Genomic DNA, 21,338 nt, shown 5'->3' with positions numbered 1-21,338 from the left:
CAACCGCACCGCCAACGCATCCACGACTGAACATCATGCAACACAGCCGATCTCGACGCGCAGGTACCGAATCACATCCATGTGAGACACGGTCTAAATCTTGGACCCGCGTCGCACGACAGCTGTCGCCTTATGCGACAAGTGTCGCCCTTCCCGATTCCACATAGAGCGACGCACGAAAAGCGAGACACCTCGAACAGTTCAATGATATAGATCTATTATCTCATTGATCTCGCTGACAGCCACCAGACGAAGGCCCTGAATGACCACACACCTTCAGTTCCTACTCCTCGGACTCGGCGCGGGAGCTGTCTTCGCGGCACTCGCGCTGGCACTCGTGGTGATCTACCGCAGCTCCGGGGTCATCCACTTCGCCACCGGATCGATCGCGCTCTACACCGCCTACACCTACGCGTTCCTCCGCAAGGGAGAGCTGTTGGTGCTGATCCCGGGCCTACCGAAAAGCATCGACCTCGGTGACGATCCGGGCTTCTGGGCGTCCGCCGCGATCTCCCTCGGGATCGCCGCGGTTCTCGGCGCAGTGCTGTACCTGTTGGTCTTCCGGCCATTACGCACGGCGCCGCCGGTCGCGAAGGCTGTCGCCTCGATAGGGCTGATGGTGATTTTCACCGAGCTGGCCGTATTGCGAGTCGGCACCGCACCGATCGGTGTCAAGCCGATATTCCCTACTGGCAGATGGTCTTTCGGCGGAGTCAGCATTCCGAAAGACCGGGTGTGGTTCGCCTTGACCATTGTCGTGGTAGCCGTGGCGCTGGCCGCGATATATCGATTCACCCGATTCGGGCTCGCCACTCGGGCAGCCGCCGAGAGCGAGAAAGGCGCCTACGTCAGTGGATTGTCGCCGGATCGCGTCGCAGCGTGGAACTGGATGATCGGCACGGCGGTCGCCGGCCTGTCCGGTATTCTGATCGCCCCGATCGTCCCACTCGCGCCCACCGCGTACACGCTGTTCATCGTTCCCGCCTTGGCCGCTGCGATTCTCGGCAGGTTCTCCTCGGTCGTCGGCGCGGTGCTGGCAGGCCTGATGATCGGCATGCTGCAGTCCGAAGCCCAGTACCTGGCAGGCGTACACGGGTGGCTGCCCTCGTCCGGATCGGCTGAACTGGTTCCGCTGGTGTTGATCGTGCTCTTCCTCGTGATTCGGGCGCGCGAACTACCCGCCAGGGGCGCGGTCATCCTGTCATCCCTCGGCCGGGCCCCCCGCCCCGATCGCATACTTCTCTGCACCGCGATACCAGCTGTCGTCGCGATGATTTCGCTCGCCGCCCTGAACAACGAATGGCGGGCGGGTCTGATCACCTCCCTGATCTTCTCCGTGATCGCACTCTCCCTCGTCGTCGTCACCGGCTACGCGGGGCAGGTCTCACTCGCGCAGCTCGCGTTGGCCGGCGCGGCCGGATTTCTGCTCGGGCCGATCGCCGACAGCTGGGGCGTACCTTTCCCGTTCGCACCCCTGGTGGCCGCGGCCGCCGCGTCGGCCCTCGGTGTTGTGGTCGGGCTACCCGCACTGCGTGTGCGCGGCTTGACAGTCGCGGTCGTGACGCTCGCCCTCGCCTACGCCATCGAGGCCGTCTGGTTCCGTAACAGCGACATCGTGAGTTCCAGTGGGGTGCGCATTCCGCCCGCCCGACTCTTCGGATACGACCTCGGAATCGGCAGCGGAACCGAATACCCTCGACTCGCCTTCGGCGTGCTGTGCCTGATCGTGCTCATCGCTGTCGGCGTCGCGGTGGCGATACTGCGACGCAGCAGACTCGGCGCGCGGATGCTCGCCGTGCGCGCCAACGAACGCTCCGCCGCTGCATCCGGGATCAACGTCGTGCGTACGAAACTCGTCGCCTTCGCGATCGGCGGTTTCATCGCGGGCATCGGCGGCTGTCTGATGGCATACCAGCAGACGACCGTCTCCTTCGAACCATTCGCGGCCCTGGCGGGTCTCGCCCTGTTCGCGACGGTCTATCTGGTCGGGGTGACCTCGGTCTCCGGCGGTCTGCTCGCCGGGTTGCTGGGCGCGGGCGGCATCGTGTTCGTCGCGTTGGACAAGCTCGTGGCAGGCGCCGACTGGTACCAGGTGGCTGTCGGAATCGGGCTGGTGCTCACAGTCCTGCTCAATCCCGAGGGACTCGTCGGGCCCGGACACCGACTGGCCGGGCGTCTGCGAGCACGAAACAACCCGACACCGACGATCACCACGACCTATATCCCGGACAACGCCGCTCTCGAACCGGAACCGATCGAAATCAGCGAACAGGACGCACTGACCCTTCACGAGGTCACCGTCCGCTACGGAGGTGTCGTCGCTGTGGATCTCGTCGACCTGTCCGTGCCACGAGGCGCCATCGTCGGGCTGATCGGCCCCAATGGCGCGGGCAAGACCTCCCTCATCGACGCGATAAGCGGCTTCGCTCCAGCCAATGGCCGGATCACACTGGGCGACAACCGAATCGATGAACTGCGGTCATTCGAACGGATCAGGGCAGGCCTCGGCCGCACCTTCCAGGCGGTCGAACTCTACGACGACCTCAGTGTGTCGGAAAACGTGCTCGTAGGCCGGACCTCGCGCGGACGCAAGACGGAGCGCGATCACAGCGAACTCGATGAGCTCTTCGAACTGCTCGACCTCACCGAGGTTCGCGACGTACCCGTCGGAGAGCTCTCGCACGGCATGCGCCAGCTCGTGTCGATCGCGCGAGCACTGGCTGGGCGCCCGCGAGTATTGCTCCTCGATGAACCCGCCGGAGGACTCGATACCAACGAAAGCCGCTGGCTCGCAGATAGATTACGCGCGATTCGAGCCAGTGGAGTATCGATCCTGCTGGTCGAGCACGACATGGGCCTTGTTCTCAGCCTGTGCGACCGGATACATGTACTCGATTTCGGCCGAACCCTCGCCACCGGAACCCCCAGCCAGATCCGCAACGACCGTGCGGTCGCCGAGGCGTACCTCGGCAGCGCCCATGCCGAGGAGGTCACCGTATGAGTCTGCGATGCCACGGTCTGGTGGCCGGTCACGGAGGAATCCCCGTGGTGCGCGGTCTCGACCTCGACCTCGATTCCGGAACGGTGCTCGCTGTCCTCGGCCCCAACGGATCGGGAAAAACCACGCTCATGCTCACCCTGGCCGGATTCCTGCCACGACTGGGCGGGCAGGTATCGGTGAACGGCAGGGCACTGCCCGACGCCCGGCCCGCACGCGCGAATCTCGCGGGTCTTGTTCTTGTCCCCGACGATCGCGCGCTGTTCTCCACGCTGAGCGTCGCCGACAATCTCGGCATCGCCCGGCGCCGCAGCGGCCCGCCGCTGGACCGAATCGTCGAACTGTTCCCGGCGCTGAAAGCCCGTTGGTCGGTCCAGGCCGGATCGCTCTCCGGCGGCGAACAGCAGATGCTCGCATTGGCCCGGGCCTTGATACAGCAGCCGAAAGTGCTGCTCATCGATGAAATGAGCATGGGGCTGGCACCGGTCATTGTCGAGAACCTATTACCAGTGGTACGTCGGATAGCCGATGAGACCGCGACCACCGTGGTTCTGGTCGAACAGCACGTCCGACTGGCCCTCGAAGTCGCCGACCAAGCCCTCGTCCTCGTCCACGGCGAGGTCACCCTCCGGGGCGACGCCGCCGACTTGGCTCGCGACCCGCGTCGCATCGAGGCCGCGTACCTCGGCGACACCGACCCTGGTGGACCGGTGACGACCTCGGCCGCACAGCCGACGCCGGGCGCACCACAGAACACCCGATAAGAAAGAGATCATCATGTTCGCCAAACCCTCGACACGGTGGGCGCTGTTGCCCGCCGCAGCACTGACCATGGCCCTTGTCGTCACAGGCTGCTCCAGTGACTCCGGCTCCTCGACAGTCGACGAGTCGGTGCTCGGCACCCCGAACAAAGCCATCGGGGAGCCGATCAAGATCGCCTTCAACTCCGAAGGCAAAGGCGCGCACGTCGACACGACGATGGAGATCGCGGCCGCCCGGGCGACCGCTTCCTACGTCAACGACTACCTCGGCGGCATCAACGGGCGGCCGCTCGAGATCGTCCTGGTCTGCGAGAATCAAACCCTGCCCAGCAGAGCCCGCGACTGCGCGAACAAATACGTACAGTCCGACGCCGTCGCGGTGGTCAGCGGCCCCAACGGCAATGTCGACCCCATCATCGAGGTCACCAGCCCGGCCGGTCTGCCCTACTTCAACCTCGGCTCCACCCAGCAGGCATTCAGTGCGCCGAACTCGTACGTGATGGTCAACAGTCTCGGAACCCTCGTCGGGGTGCCCGCCGCTTATGCCAAGGAGAAAGGCTTCACCAAGGTCGCGATCGTCACCATCGACGTGCCCGCCGTGGTCGGACCACTCTCCCAACTGGGCCGCCTCGTCTACGGAAATGTCGGCGCCACGGCGGATATCGTCGCTCTGCCGCCCGGCACCCCCGACCACACACCCCAGATCCAGGCCGCGCTGACCAAAGATCCGCAGATGTTCCAGATCATCGGCGATCCTGCCTTCTGTACCAGCACACTGAAGGCGATACGCACACTCGACGCCCAGCAGCCGATCGTCACAGTCGCCCAGTGCCTCGGTGACGAGACCGCCGCCACTTCGATCCCCGGCGGATACGCCGGACTGCTGGTCGCCACCCAATTCTCCGTCGATCCGACGCAGAACGACACGAAGCTCTTCGACGCCGTCATCGACAAGTACACCAACGACAAGATCAAGACCGGTACCGCTCCCACCGGATTCCAATCCGTGCTCGGCTTCGCCCGAGCCATGACCGGCATCCAGGGCGAGGTAACCCGAGCCACCGTCAGCGCTCACCTCTCGACGATGAGCGTGCCTCAGCCGATGCCGCTCGGCGCGGGCGCGACCTTCCAGTGCGGCAACAAAGTCATCGCCATCGCGCCGAATATCTGCGCGAAGGACGGACTGCTGGGCAGAGCGCAAGAGGACGGCACCGTAGTCGACGTCAAGACCGTCGATGTGAGTCCACTGCTCAAGCCGCCGACCGCCTGACCGCCGAAGATATGAGGCCCGATCCCCCGAAGGTCGGGCCCCATATGCATTCTCGCCCGTGCCGGCTCCTGTTCAGCCTCGTGTATCCACCCAGATGTCGAGTTCCAGATCCTCCTCGCGCTCACACAGCCGATACGGCGCGAAATCGGTGACGCCCGCAGCGGCGAGCACCTCGTCATCGATGAAGAAGTTGCCCGTTGTCTCGGCGCTTGGCTCGGTGAGGATCAGGTGCGCGGCGTCGGCCATGATCTGTGGCACCCGGCTACGCTCGGCCAGGTCCGCGCCGAGCACGTTTCGAACGGCCGCGGTCGCGATGGTGGTACGAGGCCACAACGAGTTGACGGCGATGCCGTCGGAACGCAGCTCTGCGGAGAGTCCGACCGTGACCAGACTCATCGAGTATTTGGCGATGGTATAGGCGAGGTGGCCGGAGACGAACCACTTCGGATCGAGAGCGATCGGTGGAGACAGCGTCAGGATGTGCGGGTTGGTCGACTTGCGCAGGTACGGGATGGACAGCTTCGATAGCAGAAAGCTCCCGCGCGCGTTGATCTGCTGCATCAGGTCGTAACGTTTCATGCTGACTGCTTCGGTCGGTGTGAGATCGATCGCGCTGGCGTTGTTCACCACGATGTCGATCCCGCCGAACTGTGACACGGTCCGCTCGACTGCGGCGGCCACGCCCTCGTCGTCGCGCACGTCGCCGACAATCGGCAGCGCGTTGCCGCCGGCCGCCTCGATGGACTTCGCCGCGGTATAGATCGTCCCGGGAAGTTTGGCGTGCGGCTCCGCGGTCTTGGCGATCAACGCGATACTCGCGCCGTCGCGAGCAGCACGCAAGGCGATCGCCTCGCCGATACCGCGGCTACCGCCCGACATGATCAGTGTCCGACCAGCCAATCCGGCCATGGGTGTCCTCCTCGTGTGAACCGCTCGATTCAGCGGTTGCTTTAAATAGATAGTTAAATATGATCTTTCAGTAGAACACACCGATTCGGAAAGTTGCTGCGGGTAAGATATGTCGATGTTCACGGCCAAGCTCGGTATTCGAGGTCGCATCCTCTCCATCGCTCTTGTCCCGAGTCTTACGCTCTTACTACTCGGCGTCGGGATGGCGGGATACCTGCTCGCAGATGCGAGGAAGGCCACGAACTGGGCCGAGGAGATCGACCGGAACACCACTCCCGGTATCGAATTCGCGATTCAGATCCAGGAAGAACGACGCCTGACGATGATGCAGGCCGGTGGCGACGGCCGACTCGCGGGTGCAGTGCTCCTCCAACGCGCGAAGGTCGACGAGGCGATGCGGGTGGCACTTTCCGCAGGCATCAGCATCGCGGGCCTCAACCCGGAGGAATTGAACGCCACCGTTGCCACGGCTCGCGACCTGGCCGGACAGCTCCCGATCATCCGACAACGTTCCGACTCCGCCGTGCTGTCCGCCGATGAGGCGTATTCGTTCTTCAGCCGACTGGTCGGAGTCGCCTCGGGTGGCGTGGAGATCGTCGCCCGGGTCTCCCCCACCGCCGAGACCGCGGCAGAGGAGGCTACTGCGGCCCGGCTGTTCCACATCGCAGAGGCCATGTCGAGAAGTAACGCCGTCGCTGTGGCGGCCGTGACGAGCGGAAGCATGTCCGCGGAACAATTGCGCGAGTTCAGCCATCAGACCGGCCACTATCGGACCGAGGTCGGCCATATCGGCCCGCACCTCACGACCGACGAACAAGCCACCCTGCGACGTCTGATCGACAGCGACCTCTGGCAACGAATGACCCTGGCGGAAGACACCCTCACCGATCGCGGCGTCGTCACCCCCGCGTCCGGCTCCTCCGGAAAGCCGACCGACACAGGCAGGTCGGAACCGCTGCCGTTGAATATCGTGGACTGGCAGGACGCTGCGACGAAGGTGAGCGTCGCGCTGCTCGATCTGTGGAAGTCCCATCATCGTTACGCCCTGCGCGCGACCAAGGCCGAAGGCGACAGCGCTGCCCGCAACTCGATGATCGGCGGTGCGACGATGCTGCTGATCTCGCTGGCCGCGTTTCTGATCGCGGCCAGGCTCTCCGCCCAGTTGATTCGGCGACTTCGCCGTCTGCGCGCCGACACCCTCGTGCTGGCCGACGAGCAATTGCCTCGGATCGCAACCCGCCTGCGGGACGGACAACCGGTAGATCCGGACACCGACGTGGCGCGACTCGACTACGGCACCGATGAGATCGGACAGGTCGCGGCAGCGTTCAACCGCGCCCAGAACGCTGCCGTGACGGCCGCTATCGCCGAGGCAAAGACCCGTGAGGGGGTCAACGCGGTCTTCCTCAACATCGCCTACCGCAGCCAGGTCGTGATCCACCGGCAACTCGAGGTCCTCGACCAGGCCGAACGAGAACAAGAGGATCCCACCCAGTTGTCCTTGTTGTTCCAGCTGGACCACCTGGCGACGCGAGAACGTCGCAATGCCGAGAATCTGATCATTCTCGGCGGTGGTCGCCCCGGGCGGCAGTGGCGTAATCCGATCCCGCTCGTCGACCTCGTTCGTAGCGCCGTCAGCGAGACAGAGAACTACGCCCGCGTTCATATCACCCGACTGCCCGATGCGTCGGTGCTCGGCGCCGCCGTCGCCGACCTCATCCACCTGCTCGCCGAACTCGTGGACAACGCGACGTCGTTCTCACCACCGGAATGCACGGTGGAGGTGAGTGGGAACGTCGTCGGCAAAGGCATCGTCGTCGAGATCACCGACCAAGGGCTCGGTATGCTCTCGGAGGATATCGAGCGGTTGAACGACACCCTGTCCAATTCCACCGATTTCAGTGTCACCAGCCTGTCCGCCGACTCCCGACTCGGCATGTTCGTGGTGTCGAGACTCGCGGCTCGTCACTCTGTGATGGTGCGACTGACCGAATCGGATTATGGCGGAATCCGGGCTATCGCGCTCCTCCCCTCCGGTATCATCGCCTCTGCGGCGACACTCGGCCCCCCATCGCCCTCGATCGAGGCCGCGAGGGCACTGTCCGGGCCAGAAGCCCCTCCCGTCCGCCGTTCCCCGGCCGTCGAACCAGGGCGATCGCCGATCTCGTCCCGAGAATCACACGCGCCCGAGCAAACGTGGGAAACCCATTCGGAGCCAACCGGTTTCAGCGACCCGATCCACCCCGACGACGGAGGTCGGCCACTACTGCCACGCCGTCTTCGGCAGACCAGCCTGGCTCCACAACTCGCGCAGGCACCCGGCGACAGCGCGCCGACCGGCGATCGGCGCATGCCCGAGCGACCCCGCACGGCCGAGCAGGCCCGCGACCTGATGTCGGCTATCGAAAACGGAACTCGTCAAGGCCGACGGACTCAGGCCATCCCGGAACGACCCGAACACTACGGAAACGAAGGCCTGCTGTGACATCTCCGAACACCGGTAATCTGGCATGGCTACTCGATGACTTCGTTCAGCGCGTGGCCGGAGTTCGCCATGCCGTCGTGTTGTCCACCGACGGAATGTTGCTCGGTTCGTCCACTGCCATGCCCGTCGACGAGGCCGAGCACTTCGCCGCCATGGCCTCCGCGCTGAACAGTCTCGCCCGCAGTGCGGGACACCGCTTCGCAGGCGGTGGTGTGCGCCAATCGGTGATAGAACTCGACGACGCCGTATTGTTCGTCACCACCGCGGGCGCAAACGCGTGCCTAGCCCTGTTCACCAGTGCGACGGCCGATATGGGAGTAGTCGCCTTCGAAGCGAATCAGACGGTACACCGCATCGGCAACTATCTCTCGACCGCGCCCCGGCGGACGTCGCAAGGGAACTTGGGCCACAAGCGGTCGTGAACTCCCACGTAGGTGATTATCGGCAGGCCATGTCCGTCTCGACACCAGAGCCGTGACCAGCACCCAAACCGTGAACCTATCGCCGAGATCGCTCCAACGGCGCCTGCGGCAAACCCTCTGCGGGACTGCGATTTCGAATGCCGTGTCCACGCGACGCTCAGCGTCGCCGAGCACTGAACTACCTTCGGAGCGAATCGGGTCCGCCGCCGATTGGGCCGCGTTCGTAGCTGTTGCGGCAGTGCGGACGCAACCCGCAATCGCCGCCCAGGGTCACGAAACCACTGGCTGACGCAACTCGGCGAACGTCCGCACCGGAACGCAGTCGACCAGGAGACAGCTACGCCCTGAACCAGCGGTCGGCGCCACGAACAGGCCAATTCTGAGACCTAGATCTCAGCACCTGGTGAACCTTCTTATGATCCCGCCAACCATGCCGGACATGGGAATGCTGCGCGATGTGCGTTCACCTTGGCGGAACAAGTTAACGACCAGTTGCCGAGACATCTATCTTAGTTATATAACTATCCCCATACGCGCCCGCTGACTCACTGCCCTGCGTCGGGCGAACCGAACGAGGAAATTCATTGACTCCGCAGCCAGCCGCAACCCGCACCGATGAACCGCAAAGCGCAGGGTCCACGACGAACCGGCTCCGGATCCCGCTGGTGGGCCGGCGATCGAATTCCAGCATCCGAACTCGCGTGCTGGCCATCGCGCTGATCCCGAGCACCGCCCTTCTACTCACCGGCGCAATCGTCGTCACTCTGCTCGCCGGCGAGGCACGCGCGGTCGGCCAGTGGTTCGACTTCCGCAGTGAATCCACCGAACCGGCACTCCGATTCGTCGTCGCGATCCAGCAGGAACGCAGCATCAGTCTGCAAGCGATCAACGGAAATTCAGGAGCTTACGACCAACTCGCCGATCGCCGCACACAGACCGATACAGCGTTGGTTGCGGTGAGCCGACTTTCCGCGATTGCCGAAGACAGATTCGATATGTTCGCCAACGCGGAGTGGCATGCACGTTTCGGCAGACTGGCACCACTACTGCCGACAGTCCGGGCTTCTGTTGACCGTCGGCAGATCCCTGGATCGGACATCGACGGGTTCTACTCCGAACTCGTCGATGTCTTCGCCGAAAGCGTCGTCCAGACCGCAGTGTCCCAGGCACCGAACAACGCCACTGTCACCGAAGAACTCAGCTCCGCGGCGATGTTACGGATTGCTGATATGCACTCGCGCGCCACAGCCCTGGTCAACGGCGGGTTGGCCCTAGGCAGTGTCGATCCCGGTCAACAACGCACCGTCTCGGATCTGTACAGCGGTACCCAGCGCCAGCTGAAAACGCTGGAGTCCCAGCTTGCTCCTCCCGTCCAGGACGGCTACCGACAGTTGATCGCCAGCCCGGAGTGGAACCTGGCGACGACCGGGGAGAGCGAACTCGCAGAGCAAGGTCAACTATCTGTTCCCTATCCGAGTTGGCAATCGGCCGAGGAAGCGGTCAACGCACGACTGCTCGACCTGTTCGACAGTCAGATCTCACACGCTGTCCAGACCGCAGACGACGCCGCACGTACGTCAGTCACCCGAACGGTATGGGTGGGGCTGGCAGTATTACTCATCACCGCATCAACGCTCGGGCTCGCAGTTGTCCTCGCGCGCAGACTGGTAGCCCGGCTGAGGGCGCTTCGGTCCAGAAGTCTCCACCTCGCCCACGACACCCTGCCCGCACTGATCCAGAGAATCCACGATGGTGAGTCGATCGACCTCGACACCGAGATCGGAACCTCGCCAATTGGCAACGACGAGATCGACCAAGTCGCGGAAGCTTTCGACATCGCCCTGCGCACCGCAGTGACCACAGCAGTCGACCAGGCACGAACCCGCTCCGGTTTCGCGAAGGTATTTCTCGACATCGCTTACCGCAATCAAGCTGTGGTCCGCAAGCAATTGGAGGTACTCGACATCGCGGAGTCGAAGCAGAATGACCCCGAACACCTCCAACTCCTGTTCGATCTCGATCACCTGACCACACGCGCCCGGCGAAACGCCGAGAACCTGCTCATTCTCGGAGGCGGGCAGGCGGGCAGACGATGGCGGCAACCCGTGCTGCTGGAAGACGTCGTCCGCAGCGCGGTGTCGGAGACCGAGAACATGGCCAGGGTGGGAGCCGTTCGCATACCCGAGGCGCTGGTGTCCGGGGGCGCCGTGGCCGACCTCATCCATCTGTTGGCCGAACTCATCGACAACGCGGCGACTTTTTCTCCTCCTGAGGCACCCGTGTCTATCCACGGAAACAGCGTCGGACGTGGAGTAGTCATCGAGGTCGAGGACCAAGGCCTCGGTATCCGCTTCGAAGAACGCGAGCGGCTGAACGAGACACTGCGCAACCCCCCGGACTTTCACGAGATGGCCCTGGAAGGCCGCCGCCATCTGGGACTATTCGTCGTCGGCAGGCTGGCACAACGGCATTCGATCACCGTGAACTTGCAGGAATCAGCCTACGGCGGCATCAAGTCGATCATCCTGATCCCGACAGAGACCCTGCAAGCAACCGACGCACCCCGTGCCGATCGTGTCCTCACCGCCAAACCCCCTCGGATGGAACAGTCTTCGCAGAAGTCGAGACTCATTCCTCACGAACCCGCAGGCCATCCCGAGCAAGTCGACCCGCACACTCATTCCTCCGTAGTCATCGCCGAGTCTCCACGCCGTCAGCCGCTGACGATCGATGCTCCCGTCCTCCGCGGTCGACCTGCCTCGGCCGACCGCATGTTCGCTCCTCCCGTCACCCGCAACCGCGCTCCACTTCCACAGCGGGAGCGACAGACCCACATGGCACGCGAACTCCAACCCCAGCGCACCGACACTTCCACGCGGGCAGACGTTCCCGCTAGAGAACGCAGCGCAGACTTCGCGCGAGGCTCGATGGCCGCCTTCCAGAGCGGAACGCGGCAAGGGCGTGCCTCCACCACCGACCCCTACCAGTGAAACGGACGGTCAATAATGAACGACGAATTCTCGTCCAGGCCAGCCTTGCCCGAATTGGACTGGCTACTCAACGGCCTCGTCGGCCGCATCCCCGGTGCCGAACACGCCGTTGTCCTATCGGCCGACGGGCTAGCGCTCGCATCATCTAGCGGGCTCGACCGTGAAGGCGCCGAACACCTCGCCGCGATGGCGTCGGCCCTGCACAGCCTCGGCCGCGGCGTGGGCACCCGATTCGGCAAGGGGTCGCTGCACCAGAGTGTCACCGAATTGGAGCACGGCTTCTTCGTCGTCACCGAAGCTGGACACGGCGCATGCCTTGCGTTGCTTGCCGAGATCGACACCGACCTCGGCCTCATCGCCTACCAGATGAATGTCATGGTCAGCCAGGTACGGGATCAGCTCTCCGCAAGTCCTCGAACCCCCAGCGATCCCATGATGACGATGTATCGACAATGAATTACTACGAAGATCAATTCTACGAACCGCACCCGGAAGATGATCCCGGTCCGCTCGTGCGGCCCTTCGCGGTCACTCGAGGACGTGCCGGGATCGACCTCTACGATCTGGACATACTCACTCTTGTCGTCGCGGTCGGCTCCGCCGTCGAGGTCACCACTCTCGATCGCGAATACGGGATGATTCTCCGGATGTGCCAGGAGCGGCCGCTGTCGATCGTCGAGATCTCCGCACACTTGAATCTTCTCGTCGCTACGGTAAAAGTGCTCGTCAGCGACCTGATCACCGCGGGATACGTGATCTTCAGATCACCCACTCCCACCGAACTACGACCCGACACACTACTCATCCAGGCGGTACTCGATGGTGTTCGCAGACTCTGATCACTTCGGCTCGGCAGGCATCCAGACTGTCCGGGCGGTCAAACTCCTGATCGCGGGCGGATTCGGAGTCGGCAAGACGACCATGGTCAGCACGATCAGCGAGATCACGCCCCTGCGAACCGAAGAACAGCTCACTGAACGAAGCATCGGTGTCGACGACCTCACCGGAATCGAAGGCAAGACCACCACGACAGTCGCCTTGGATTTCGGACGCCTCACCATCGGCTCCGATGTGGTCATGTACTTGTTCGGTACACCGGGTCAGGACCGCTTCTGGTTCATGTGGGACGAGTTGTCCACCGGCGCGATCGGCGCGATCGTGCTGGCCGACACCCGACGACTCGAGGCATGCTTCGCTCCGGTGGACTTTTTCGAATCTCGCGGCATCCCGTTCATCCTCGCCGTGAACTGCTTCGATGGCGCCGACATCTACTACGAGGACGAGATCAGACGTGCCCTCGATCTGCCATCGACCATACCGGTGGTCTTGTGTGATATCCGGGAACGCGAATCGGCCAAACACGTTCTCATCTGCCTATTGGAGTACATCATGGCCTCCACCATTTCGTCCTGACCCGTCTGCCCGGCGGTCGGCCGCGACCGCGCCCGCCTTTACTTCAGGCCCCGGATTGCCTGAAGTCGCCATTCGTGGCCTACGGTGCGACACATTTCTGAAGGCTCGTGGCGCTCCACATCCACCGGTTCACAAAGCCCTCCTGTCGATGCGGCAAATATCGCTTCATCGCCCTCCCTTGGACATCCACTTCAGTCAATAATATAACTAAGTGGCATATGTAAGAGCTTGGGATCGGCGTCAACCGGCGGACGGCCCGTGAGTTGACCCCGTTGGTTCGGTCCGGACCGATCGACGGGGTCCCATCACGAGGTCAGCTTGAAGTACGCGGCTATGCCCTCGTCACCGGAGCCCAGCCCGCTGGCTTTGTGTCCATCGAAGGGGGCGCGTTCCCATCGAGAGTACAGGTGTTGACCCCGACTGCTCCGGTGTCGATCTGCTGGGCAACCGCTGTCCCGCGCTCGACATCCGCGCTCCACACAGTTCCGCCGAGACCATAGAGCGAGTCATTGGCCGCGGCTACGGGCCATCGGGTCTCCGTCCTGACAGTGTCAGATCCGGAGCGGCGCGTGACGATTCAGTTTCAGAGCCGCAGCGCACAATTCCTCGATTCGACGTCCTGCCGTGGTGGAACCGGTGAAAGCGATTTTGTCGACGCCGTCGTGACGGACGAGGTACTCGGCCACCACGCGATCACCGGGTACCACATTGACTACCCTGGCGGAAGGCCGCTCTCGTAGACGGCATCGGCAAACAGATACGAACCGAGCGCGTTTCCGGTGATGGTTGACCACCACCGCACACCCGCCGTGAGCGCAGGGGCGAGCTTGAACATCCCTCAGGCACACTGACCGCTTCCACAGTCCCCGGTCCCCGGCCTGGAAACGACTGCACTCACAGATCCCGATTGCTGGGAGTAGTCGAGGGTGGAATGGATCAACAGCGCAGTGGCAGCCGGATCGGCGGTCGATCACAGTGTTGATGTCGTATATGAACACTTTTACCTTGAGCGCTGACCAGGTATCGCGGGTAAGAACAGTAACTCAGATGACTAGGGCCAAATCGTTCACCTAGTTGAACTAGATGTGCCACACTCTCGTAAAGCCGTATGGGAGGAAGTGCATGAAGATCGCGAGCCGTCACGAAATCGGACGTCTTCATCGGGCGATCCGTTCATCGGTCGCGGTACTCACGGCCGCCACGATGTGCCTGTCCGCAGCGGTCTGCGCGGATGCCGCGCCCCAGACGGCGGTCACCGGATTGAGCGAGACCTATTACCCGTGGATCGACAACGGCTACCCAAGCCTCGCGCGCAACGGACTGATCGCCGATCCGGAACTGCTCGACGCCTTCGCACGCGAATACGCCAACAACCCGCACCTGACCAACACCGGCGAGATCACCATCGCCGATCCGAACGTGCAGGACTTCTTCACCTGGTGGCTACCGCACCAGCTCGCGAACATCGCTATGAACGAAGCGGCACCGCCGGAAGGCCGCGACCTGGACCTCACCACCCCGGAGGGACTGGGCCGGGCCCAGTGGCTGGTCCACTTGTGCGGCTACTACTCCAGCAGTTGGCTGCGAACGAGCATGGGCGTGTTCGATCAGCCGTCCTCGACCTCGGCCACCCCGACTGACGCTGTCTACACACAGTTCTACGATCTTGTACTCGCGCAGTACCGCGACACTGCCCTCTTCGGTGACGACGCCGCGGTGCTCGGTTTCGCCGAGCAGACATTGAGGAGCAACGCCCCCCTCACCGCCGGCCTGCCGGGCCCCCGCAGCGACCTGCTCGAGCGAGGCCCCGCCGAAGTGGGCATGTTCGGATACGACGCAAGATGGCTGTTCAATCTGCTGCCCCCGAGCCTCAACGCACCGATCGCGGCGACACCATTCACCGATAACTACTTCAGCGCGAACCCGGACATATTCCTCGACGCGCACTTCGCCCTGCCCGAACAACCATATCTTCGAGAGGCGGAACGCAAGCACGCCCAAGCCACAACCGACCCGGGCGTCAACGCACAGGTAGCTCGAATAGTGCAAGGCCGCCCCGGGCAGGAACCGCTACTGGCAATCCAACAAAGCTTCGGTGCCGCAGGCGACGCGATCTACCGGAACGGAATAGGGTACGGAACACCCACTGTCTATCGCGGGTGGAACCAGGAACAATACAACCGCGTACTCGCTTGGGCGTCGTACGCGGTCATGTACAGCAAGGCCAACAGCCTCAACGCACTCACAGCCGTGGCCACCAACGACGCGTCACTGGCCCGCCAGGAGGTCCGAACCTCGTTCCTGTGGTGGATATACACGACGACCTATATCGCTACCATCTTCGATCCACGCAACGACGCGACACCGTTGAGCGAGTCGCTTCCCCATTTCGTCACCGCCTAGAGCCCCTATCGGGTTCGGTTGCTGAGTCGTCGCCAACAGATCAGCGCGGCACCGAGATTCAGGAATCCGTAATGGATGTCGGTGCGGCGTTCCCAGCGGACGGCCAGGCGCCGGTACTGGTGGAGCAGGGCGAAGGTCTGCTCCACGATCCAACGGCCAGCAGTGACTTTGTCGCGGGTTCCTCGGCGAGGGATGTATCCGGTGATCCCGCGTTGCCGCAGCTCGGCGTACACGCTGGGGTAGTCGTAGCCCTTGTCGCCGAGGAGCGTTTTGATCCGGCGGCGTGGTGGCCCCGGTCGCCCGCGCAAGGGGCGGACCCGGTCGAGTACGGGCGCGAGCATCAGGTGGTCGTTGACATTGGCTGCGGAGAGCTCCACGACGATCGGGAACCCGTTGCCGCAGGTCAACAGGTGATGTTTGGAACCGGTCTTGGCGCGGTCTACCGGGCTCGGGCCGGTCGCGGCGCCCCCTTTTTCGCCCGCACGTGCGAGCCGTCGATCATGACCCGGTCGAAGTCGATCAACCCGGCGGCGTTGCTATGGTCGAGGACCGCTCGGTGAATGGCCTCGAACACCCCGGCGGTATGCCAGTCGCGCAGCCTGCGCCAACACGTCATCCCGGAGCCGAACCCGAGTTCCTGGGGAAGGTCTTCCCACCCGATCCCGGTGAACAACACGAACAAGATCCCCTGGAACACCAGCCGCGGGTCGTGCTGGGCCGGACCCGGCGTTCCTGCCGCTTTCACCGGCAGTAGCGGTTCGATAACCGCCCACAACTCATCATCCACGACCCACGGCGCTGCCACAGCGAAACATCCTGTACGACAGCAGGTCTCGCCGCCACCTGACCGAACCCGTTAGGAGCTCCTAGTAGCGCCTGAGGACTGCTACCTACAGGAGGCTGGGTACGCGGGTCACCGGCGGACGACGGCGTCTTGCGGCCTACGGAAGAACATCGAGCACCAACTCTCGGGATCCTCGATCATGAAATTCCTGACCTGGGCGAAAATCTCTTAGCCAAAAGGCGACGGACTTGCCGACATCTCTGTCACTGATCAGCTGAACCAGCTTCACGGGCGCACGCTGGGGCTCTGTCGGGTTGTCGGCGAGACTCCGACAGGGGTTGGATTCCGCTTCGGGGTTATCCGACTTCAGGGGTATGGGTCGGAACTAGCTGCAGTATGGCTGAGAGAACTTCTCGTGCCGGTGGAACTATGTTCTGGGCGGGTCGGATTACGAAAGCCGCCTCCCGTCGATGCGGCAAGTATCGCTCATCGCCTTCCTGGACATCCACTTCCCTCACTAGTATAACTAAGTGGTATATGTAAGTGGTGGGCCTCGCATCGGCCTCAACCAACGGACGGCTTGCGGTACCGAATCCACCGGGCAGTCCGAAACACAGGAGGCAGCATGTGGCGAAGCCACGACGACACCACCCAGCAGGATTGGGCCCGACTGTCGGCGTGGGCACGGGACAACGGTCATCGAATCGACGTCACCGACGTCCGTCAGTTCGCCGGAGGGATCGCCAACCTCAACTACTTGATCGACTTCGACGGTGTCCCCGCGGTGCTGCGCCGACCCCCCGCCGGAGTACTGGCCGAATCTGCCAGCGACATGGCTCGCGAATGGCGCGTGCTGTCGGGACTGCACAGATCTTTCGCACTGGCCCCGCGGGGATTGCTGTACTGTGCTGATCCTGCCGTGCTCGGTGCACCCTTCCAGATCCTCGAGTACCGACCGGGCATCGCGATCACCGCCACCCTGCCCGACACCGCGGACAGTGGTGCGCCGGACCGACTCACCGCCACCTTGATCGATGCGATGGTCGGGTTGCATACCCTGGATCCCGACGATGTCGGCCTGGGAGAACTGGGCCGACCCGACGGCTTTCTCGCGCGTCAACTCCATGGATGGACCAGACGGGCGACTGCGGTCTGGCCCCAAGGGTTGCCCTCGACCGCCCGGCAGCTCATCGACGTGCTCGACCGGGAGATTCCGGATCCCGCCGGAGTCTCGTTGCTGCACATGGACTTCAAGCTCAACAACATCCTCGTCGACCCGGACACCCTGCGCGCCAATGCCGTGATCGATTGGGATATGGCCACACGTGGCTGCCCGCTGTTCGATCTGGCGGTGCTGCTGTCGTACTGGGTCGAGACCGCAGACCCCGAGCCGTTGCATCGGCTGAACGAAGTGCCCTCGCTGACAGTCGGTTTCGGTGATCGTTCGGCGATTGCACAGCGGTATTTCCATGCTCGCGGCGTGCCGCCGCGCTCTCTGGTGTGGCACGTCGCCTGCGCTCGCCTACGGCTGGCCGTCGCCTGGATGCAGTTGTATCGCAAATGGCAGGCAGGCGAGGTCACCGGCACTCGCTACGCCGAATTCGCCGACATCGCCGACACGGTCCTCGACTGGGCTATACACCAATTCACCAAAGGAGCAGTGTGATCAACTTTGCCGTCCCCGCCGATGTCGCTGAGAAGGCTGACCGGGTGCGACGATTCGTCACCGACATCGTTGTCCCCTACGAGCGCGATCCGCGCCTGACTCAGCACGGGCCCACCGACGAGCTGCGACAGGAGCTGATCGAGCACGCGCGAGCGGCGGAGCTTCTCACCGTGCAGGCATCGGTCGAGGCAGGTGGATGGGGGCTGTCCCACGTCGATCAAGCGGTGATCTACGAGTCGGCGGGCTGGTCGACTCTCGGCCCTGTTGCTATGAACTGCGCTGCCCCCGACGAGGGCAACATGTTCCTACTCGACAAGATCGCCACCCCGGAACAGGTGCAGCGCTATCTGAGGCCCGTGGTCGAAGGTCATCAGCGTTCGGTCTTCGCCATGACGGAACCCGACGGTGCCGGATCCGACCCCGCCCAGCTACGCACCACCGCCACCTTCAACGGCACGAACTTCACCCTCAACGGCCTCAAATGGTTGATCACCGGCGCACGCGGGGCCAAGACATGGATCATCATGGCCGACCTCCAGCCGGGTTCCGATCTCCCCGCGGGCCCGACCCTGTTCCTCACCGACGGGGACCAGCCCGGCATTGTGATCGAACGCATCATGAACACCATGGACCGCAACTACGTCGAAGGCCACGGCGTCGTCCGGTTCGAAAACCTGACACTGCCCGCCGACGCGCTACTCGGCGAGGCCGGACAAGCGCTGCGCTACGCCCAACTGCGCCTGGCACCAGCCCGGCTGACGCACTGCATGCGCTGGCTGGGAGCCGCGGCCCGTGCCCAACACATCGCCGTAGACCACGCCCGCACCCGCACGGCCTTCGGCAAGCCGATCGGCGAACACCAGGGCGTGTCGTTCATGTTGGCCGACAACGAAATCGCGCTACAACAATGCCGCCTGGCCATCTGGCACGCGTGCTGGCTGATGGACAACGGAAGCAAAGCCCGGCACGAGAGCTCCATGGTCAAGGCGTCAGTCTCCGAGGAACTGTTCAAGGTCGCCGACCGCTGCGTTCAGGTGCTCGGCGGGATCGGCATCAGCGACGAAACCGTCGTCGAAATGATCTTCCGCGACATCCGAGCCTTCCGTCTCTACGATGGCCCCACCGAGGTACACAAATACGCCATCGGCCGCCAAATACTGCGCGCCATCTAGGCAACTGCAACAGCCTTCGACCCACTTCGGCCCTGCGGCCTGCCCGTCGAGCATGGTCCAGATCACGGTTTACCGGCAACGGATACACGGTGACGAATTACAGAGGGATAGGAACGACAACGATGCCCACCACCTACACCTCGTCGTGGCGCGATACCGACATCACCGCGCTCGGCGACCTCGCCGACAGGTTCTTCGCCAGAGAAATCACCCCCTACCAGGAACGTTGGGACCAGCAGCACTACATCGACCGCGACGTCTGGATCAAGGCCGGTGACCTCGGGCTCTTGTGTTGCTCCATCCCCGAGGAATACGGAGGCGGAGGCGGAACCTTCGCCCACGACCTCGCCGTCCTCGAAGCCCAAGCTCGTGCAGCAGACTCCGGATTCGGCAACACCGTCCACAGCGGCATCGTTGCCCACTACATCCTCGCCTACGGAACAGAGGAACAACGACGCCGCTGGCTGCCCTCCATGACGTCGGGGCGAAGCATCGCCGCGGTAGCCATGACCGAACCCGGCGCGGGTTCGGACCTGAAGAACATCAAGACCACCGCCCTCCTCGACGGCGACCACTACATCCTCAACGGCTCGAAGACCTTCATCTCCAACGGATCCCAAGCCGACATCATCGTCGTGGTCGCCAAGACCGACCCCGCCGCCGGTGCGAAAGGCGTATCTCTCGTCGTCATCGAAACCGCGGACTGCCCCGGCTTCACCCGTGGCCGAATCCTCGACAAAGTCGGCCAGCACAGTGCGGACACCTCCGAATTGTTCTTCCAGGACGTGCGTGTGCCGCGAGAGAACCTACTCGGAGAGGTCGAAGGACGCGGCTTCGGGCAACTGATGACCCAACTGGCCCAGGAACGGCTACTCATCGGTGTCACCGCCGTCGCGACAATGGAAGTGGCCGTCGCCGAGACCATCGCCTACACGAAGGCACGAAAGGCGTTCGGCCAAACTATCTTCGACTTCCAGAACACCAAGTTCGTGCTCGCCGAATGCGAGACCATCGCGCACGCGACCCGAGTCTTCATAGATTCCTGCATCGAGCGTCATCTCGCCGGAAATCTCGACACCACCACGGCGGCGATGGCGAAATGGTGGCTTACCGAGCAACAATGCCAGGTCATCGATCAGTGCGTCCAACTGTTCGGCGGATACGGCTACATGCGTGAGTTCCCGATCGCGCGAATGTACGCCGACGCCAGAGTCCAGAAGATCTATGCCGGGTCGAACGAAATCATGAAAGATCTGATCGCGCGCTCACTCTGACCCGCTCCCCCAGAAAAGGCCGTACATGACCCTGACGGTAGCGGATATCAGGCCCTCACCGTGTCTTACCATAGCCGCGCTTTCGAACCGCCACTGTCCAACGAAAGTGAGACCCGCACCGAACAAGCCCACCAACGAGGTATGAAGGAGATCGAAATGGCAGGTGCACCGCGATCGAATCACAGCCGTCTCCGAGTCCAGTTGCGAACAGATCGACTCGACCAGCCCGGCCGTCGAACGATACGTTCACCGGCGCACGGGATGTTGCAGAACCTGGACAAGTGTCCGAACTGCGGGTATTCCGTCAGGGCGATAATTGTCATTGGATTGGTGGGTGGGGTTGCCCGAAAGGAACTGCAGATCGGTTGCAATCAACCTTGCGGATGGCACAAAACACCCACGCGCCGACGGATCCGGACCACCGCTGGAAGCAGTACTGTGACATGCCCAAGCCCCGACGCTGGCGCATAACGGTCTGGAACCGAACGAAACACTGGGGGTGTAATCCTATTCGAGAGGCCTCGGCCCCATACGCGCGATGTGTGCATCCAGGCGAACGTGTCGACCTCCGGAACCGACGACCGACTGACCGACATACATGCCTCTCCGCTCGACCTCGACAACCGCTGTCACCCGGACTTATTTCCGAGATCGAAACCTCGAAACACCTTATGAGGCGGGCTCGCCAACCAATTTAGACGATGTCTCACATGGTTGCTCGTGCCTTGGCGAGTTTCTTGAAGCCGGTCAGTGCCGCGGCAAGTGTCAGAAAACCCAGGAAATGAGTTCCC

The 21,338-nt window shown here is 63.1% G+C and carries 17 protein-coding genes; 13 read left to right on the top strand and 4 right to left on the bottom strand.

Translation table 11 applies throughout. The annotated features are described in order from the left end of the window. The first annotated feature begins 262 nt into the window (after positions 1–262). Genes DAT37_RS10520 through DAT37_RS10510 form a run of 3 tightly spaced genes read left to right on the top strand, consistent with a single transcriptional unit; the run spans position 263 to position 5,029 of the window. On the top strand, positions 263–3,001 hold the full coding sequence (locus tag DAT37_RS10520; protein ID WP_109524575.1) for a branched-chain amino acid ABC transporter permease/ATP-binding protein: 2,739 nt from the start codon (positions 263–265) through the stop codon (positions 2,999–3,001). Further along, positions 2,998–3,762 (top strand): ABC transporter ATP-binding protein, encoded by a 765-nt coding sequence (locus tag DAT37_RS10515; protein WP_109524574.1) that lies wholly within the window; start codon positions 2,998–3,000, stop codon positions 3,760–3,762. The genes DAT37_RS10520 and DAT37_RS10515 overlap by 4 nt, the downstream gene beginning before the upstream one ends. Before the next feature lie 13 nt (positions 3,763–3,775). Next, a complete protein-coding gene (locus tag DAT37_RS10510; protein WP_109524573.1) occupies positions 3,776–5,029 on the top strand; it encodes an ABC transporter substrate-binding protein in 1,254 nt (417 codons plus the stop codon). 72 nt (positions 5,030–5,101) lie between these two features. Here the strand turns inward: DAT37_RS10510 and DAT37_RS10505 are convergent, their stop codons facing one another. Next, entirely contained in the window at positions 5,102–5,938 is an 837-nt protein-coding gene (locus tag DAT37_RS10505) for an SDR family oxidoreductase (protein ID WP_109524572.1), read from the bottom strand. Between the two features lie 115 nt (positions 5,939–6,053). On the opposite strand from DAT37_RS10505, the gene DAT37_RS10500 reads away from it, so the two are divergent. From DAT37_RS10500 to DAT37_RS10475, 6 genes are all read left to right on the top strand, one after another. After that, on the top strand, positions 6,054–8,423 hold the full coding sequence (locus DAT37_RS10500) for a sensor histidine kinase (protein ID WP_232839656.1): 2,370 nt from the start codon (positions 6,054–6,056) through the stop codon (positions 8,421–8,423). Continuing rightward, a complete protein-coding gene (locus DAT37_RS10495; protein ID WP_109524570.1) occupies positions 8,420–8,845 on the top strand; it encodes a roadblock/LC7 domain-containing protein in 426 nt (141 codons plus the stop codon). Before DAT37_RS10500 ends, DAT37_RS10495 begins: the two co-directional genes overlap by 4 nt. Before the next feature lie 701 nt (positions 8,846–9,546). Beyond that, positions 9,547–11,835 carry a sensor histidine kinase gene (locus DAT37_RS10490; protein ID WP_157978391.1) on the top strand — a complete coding sequence of 763 codons (2,289 nt, stop codon included), beginning with the start codon at positions 9,547–9,549 and terminating at the stop codon, positions 11,833–11,835. 15 nt (positions 11,836–11,850) lie between these two features. Further along, on the top strand, positions 11,851–12,291 hold the full coding sequence (locus DAT37_RS10485) for a roadblock/LC7 domain-containing protein (RefSeq protein WP_109524568.1): 441 nt from the start codon (positions 11,851–11,853) through the stop codon (positions 12,289–12,291). Then, a complete protein-coding gene (locus DAT37_RS10480) occupies positions 12,288–12,674 on the top strand; it encodes a DUF742 domain-containing protein (protein ID WP_109524567.1) in 387 nt (128 codons plus the stop codon). Before DAT37_RS10485 ends, DAT37_RS10480 begins: the two co-directional genes overlap by 4 nt. Further along, positions 12,655–13,248 (top strand): GTP-binding protein, encoded by a 594-nt coding sequence (locus tag DAT37_RS10475; RefSeq protein WP_109524566.1) that lies wholly within the window; start codon positions 12,655–12,657, stop codon positions 13,246–13,248. Before DAT37_RS10480 ends, DAT37_RS10475 begins: the two co-directional genes overlap by 20 nt. A 331-nt stretch (positions 13,249–13,579) precedes the next feature. Here the strand turns inward: DAT37_RS10475 and DAT37_RS46365 are convergent, their stop codons facing one another. Together DAT37_RS46365 and DAT37_RS45345 are read right to left on the bottom strand one after the other, a co-directional pair. Further along, entirely contained in the window at positions 13,580–13,729 is a 150-nt protein-coding gene (locus DAT37_RS46365) for a hypothetical protein (RefSeq protein ID WP_408637389.1), read from the bottom strand. Positions 13,730–13,799: 70 nt separating this feature from the next. Next, the gene (locus DAT37_RS45345) at positions 13,800–14,042 is read right to left on the bottom strand and encodes an aldehyde dehydrogenase family protein (RefSeq protein ID WP_232839657.1); all 243 of its coding nucleotides are present in this window, start codon (positions 14,040–14,042) and stop codon (positions 13,800–13,802) included. 328 nt (positions 14,043–14,370) lie between these two features. Between DAT37_RS45345 and DAT37_RS10460 the strand changes: the two genes are divergently transcribed. After that, on the top strand, positions 14,371–15,651 hold the full coding sequence (locus DAT37_RS10460) for a hypothetical protein (protein WP_109524563.1): 1,281 nt from the start codon (positions 14,371–14,373) through the stop codon (positions 15,649–15,651). Positions 15,652–15,656: 5 nt separating this feature from the next. Here DAT37_RS10460 and DAT37_RS10455 read toward each other — a convergent pair. Beyond that, positions 15,657–16,456 (bottom strand): IS5 family transposase gene (locus DAT37_RS10455; RefSeq protein WP_109524562.1). Its coding sequence is split into 2 segments (ribosomal slippage): positions 15,657–16,126 and positions 16,126–16,456, totalling 801 coding nucleotides; the frame shifts between segments, so codons are not numbered across the junction. A 604-nt stretch (positions 16,457–17,060) separates the two neighbouring features. On the opposite strand from DAT37_RS10455, the gene DAT37_RS10450 reads away from it, so the two are divergent. The 3 genes from DAT37_RS10450 to DAT37_RS10440 all read left to right on the top strand — a co-directional run bounded on the left by DAT37_RS10450 (position 17,061) and on the right by DAT37_RS10440 (position 20,547). Beyond that, positions 17,061–18,101 carry a phosphotransferase family protein gene (locus DAT37_RS10450; protein ID WP_109524561.1) on the top strand — a complete coding sequence of 347 codons (1,041 nt, stop codon included), beginning with the start codon at positions 17,061–17,063 and terminating at the stop codon, positions 18,099–18,101. Continuing rightward, on the top strand, positions 18,098–19,273 hold the full coding sequence (locus tag DAT37_RS10445) for an acyl-CoA dehydrogenase family protein (RefSeq protein WP_109524560.1): 1,176 nt from the start codon (positions 18,098–18,100) through the stop codon (positions 19,271–19,273). Before DAT37_RS10450 ends, DAT37_RS10445 begins: the two co-directional genes overlap by 4 nt. Before the next feature lie 122 nt (positions 19,274–19,395). Then, positions 19,396–20,547, top strand: a complete 1,152-nt coding sequence (locus DAT37_RS10440) for an acyl-CoA dehydrogenase family protein (RefSeq protein ID WP_109524559.1) — start codon at positions 19,396–19,398, stop codon at positions 20,545–20,547. Positions 20,548–21,338 lie beyond the last annotated feature (791 nt).

It is taken from the genome of Nocardia aurea (assembly GCF_003123685.1).
Classification (GTDB): domain Bacteria; phylum Actinomycetota; class Actinomycetes; order Mycobacteriales; family Mycobacteriaceae; genus Nocardia; species Nocardia aurea.
The sequence above is the reverse complement of the archived record's forward strand: the minus strand, read 5'-3'. Positions and strand labels throughout refer to the sequence as shown.

Coding starts and splice junctions, on each gene's coding strand:
- DAT37_RS10520 (WP_109524575.1), top strand. CDS start 263: ATGACCACACACCTTCAGTTCCTACTCCTCGGACTCGGCGCGGGAGCT.
- DAT37_RS10515 (WP_109524574.1), top strand. CDS start 2,998: ATGAGTCTGCGATGCCACGGTCTGGTGGCCGGTCACGGAGGAATCCCC.
- DAT37_RS10510 (WP_109524573.1), top strand. CDS start 3,776: ATGTTCGCCAAACCCTCGACACGGTGGGCGCTGTTGCCCGCCGCAGCA.
- DAT37_RS10505 (WP_109524572.1), bottom strand. CDS start 5,938: ATGGCCGGATTGGCTGGTCGGACACTGATCATGTCGGGCGGTAGCCGC.
- DAT37_RS10500 (WP_232839656.1), top strand. CDS start 6,054: ATGTTCACGGCCAAGCTCGGTATTCGAGGTCGCATCCTCTCCATCGCT.
- DAT37_RS10485 (WP_109524568.1), top strand. CDS start 11,851: ATGAACGACGAATTCTCGTCCAGGCCAGCCTTGCCCGAATTGGACTGG.
- DAT37_RS10480 (WP_109524567.1), top strand. CDS start 12,288: ATGAATTACTACGAAGATCAATTCTACGAACCGCACCCGGAAGATGAT.
- DAT37_RS10475 (WP_109524566.1), top strand. CDS start 12,655: ATGGTGTTCGCAGACTCTGATCACTTCGGCTCGGCAGGCATCCAGACT.
- DAT37_RS10460 (WP_109524563.1), top strand. CDS start 14,371: ATGAAGATCGCGAGCCGTCACGAAATCGGACGTCTTCATCGGGCGATC.
- DAT37_RS10450 (WP_109524561.1), top strand. CDS start 17,061: ATGTGGCGAAGCCACGACGACACCACCCAGCAGGATTGGGCCCGACTG.
- DAT37_RS10440 (WP_109524559.1), top strand. CDS start 19,396: ATGCCCACCACCTACACCTCGTCGTGGCGCGATACCGACATCACCGCG.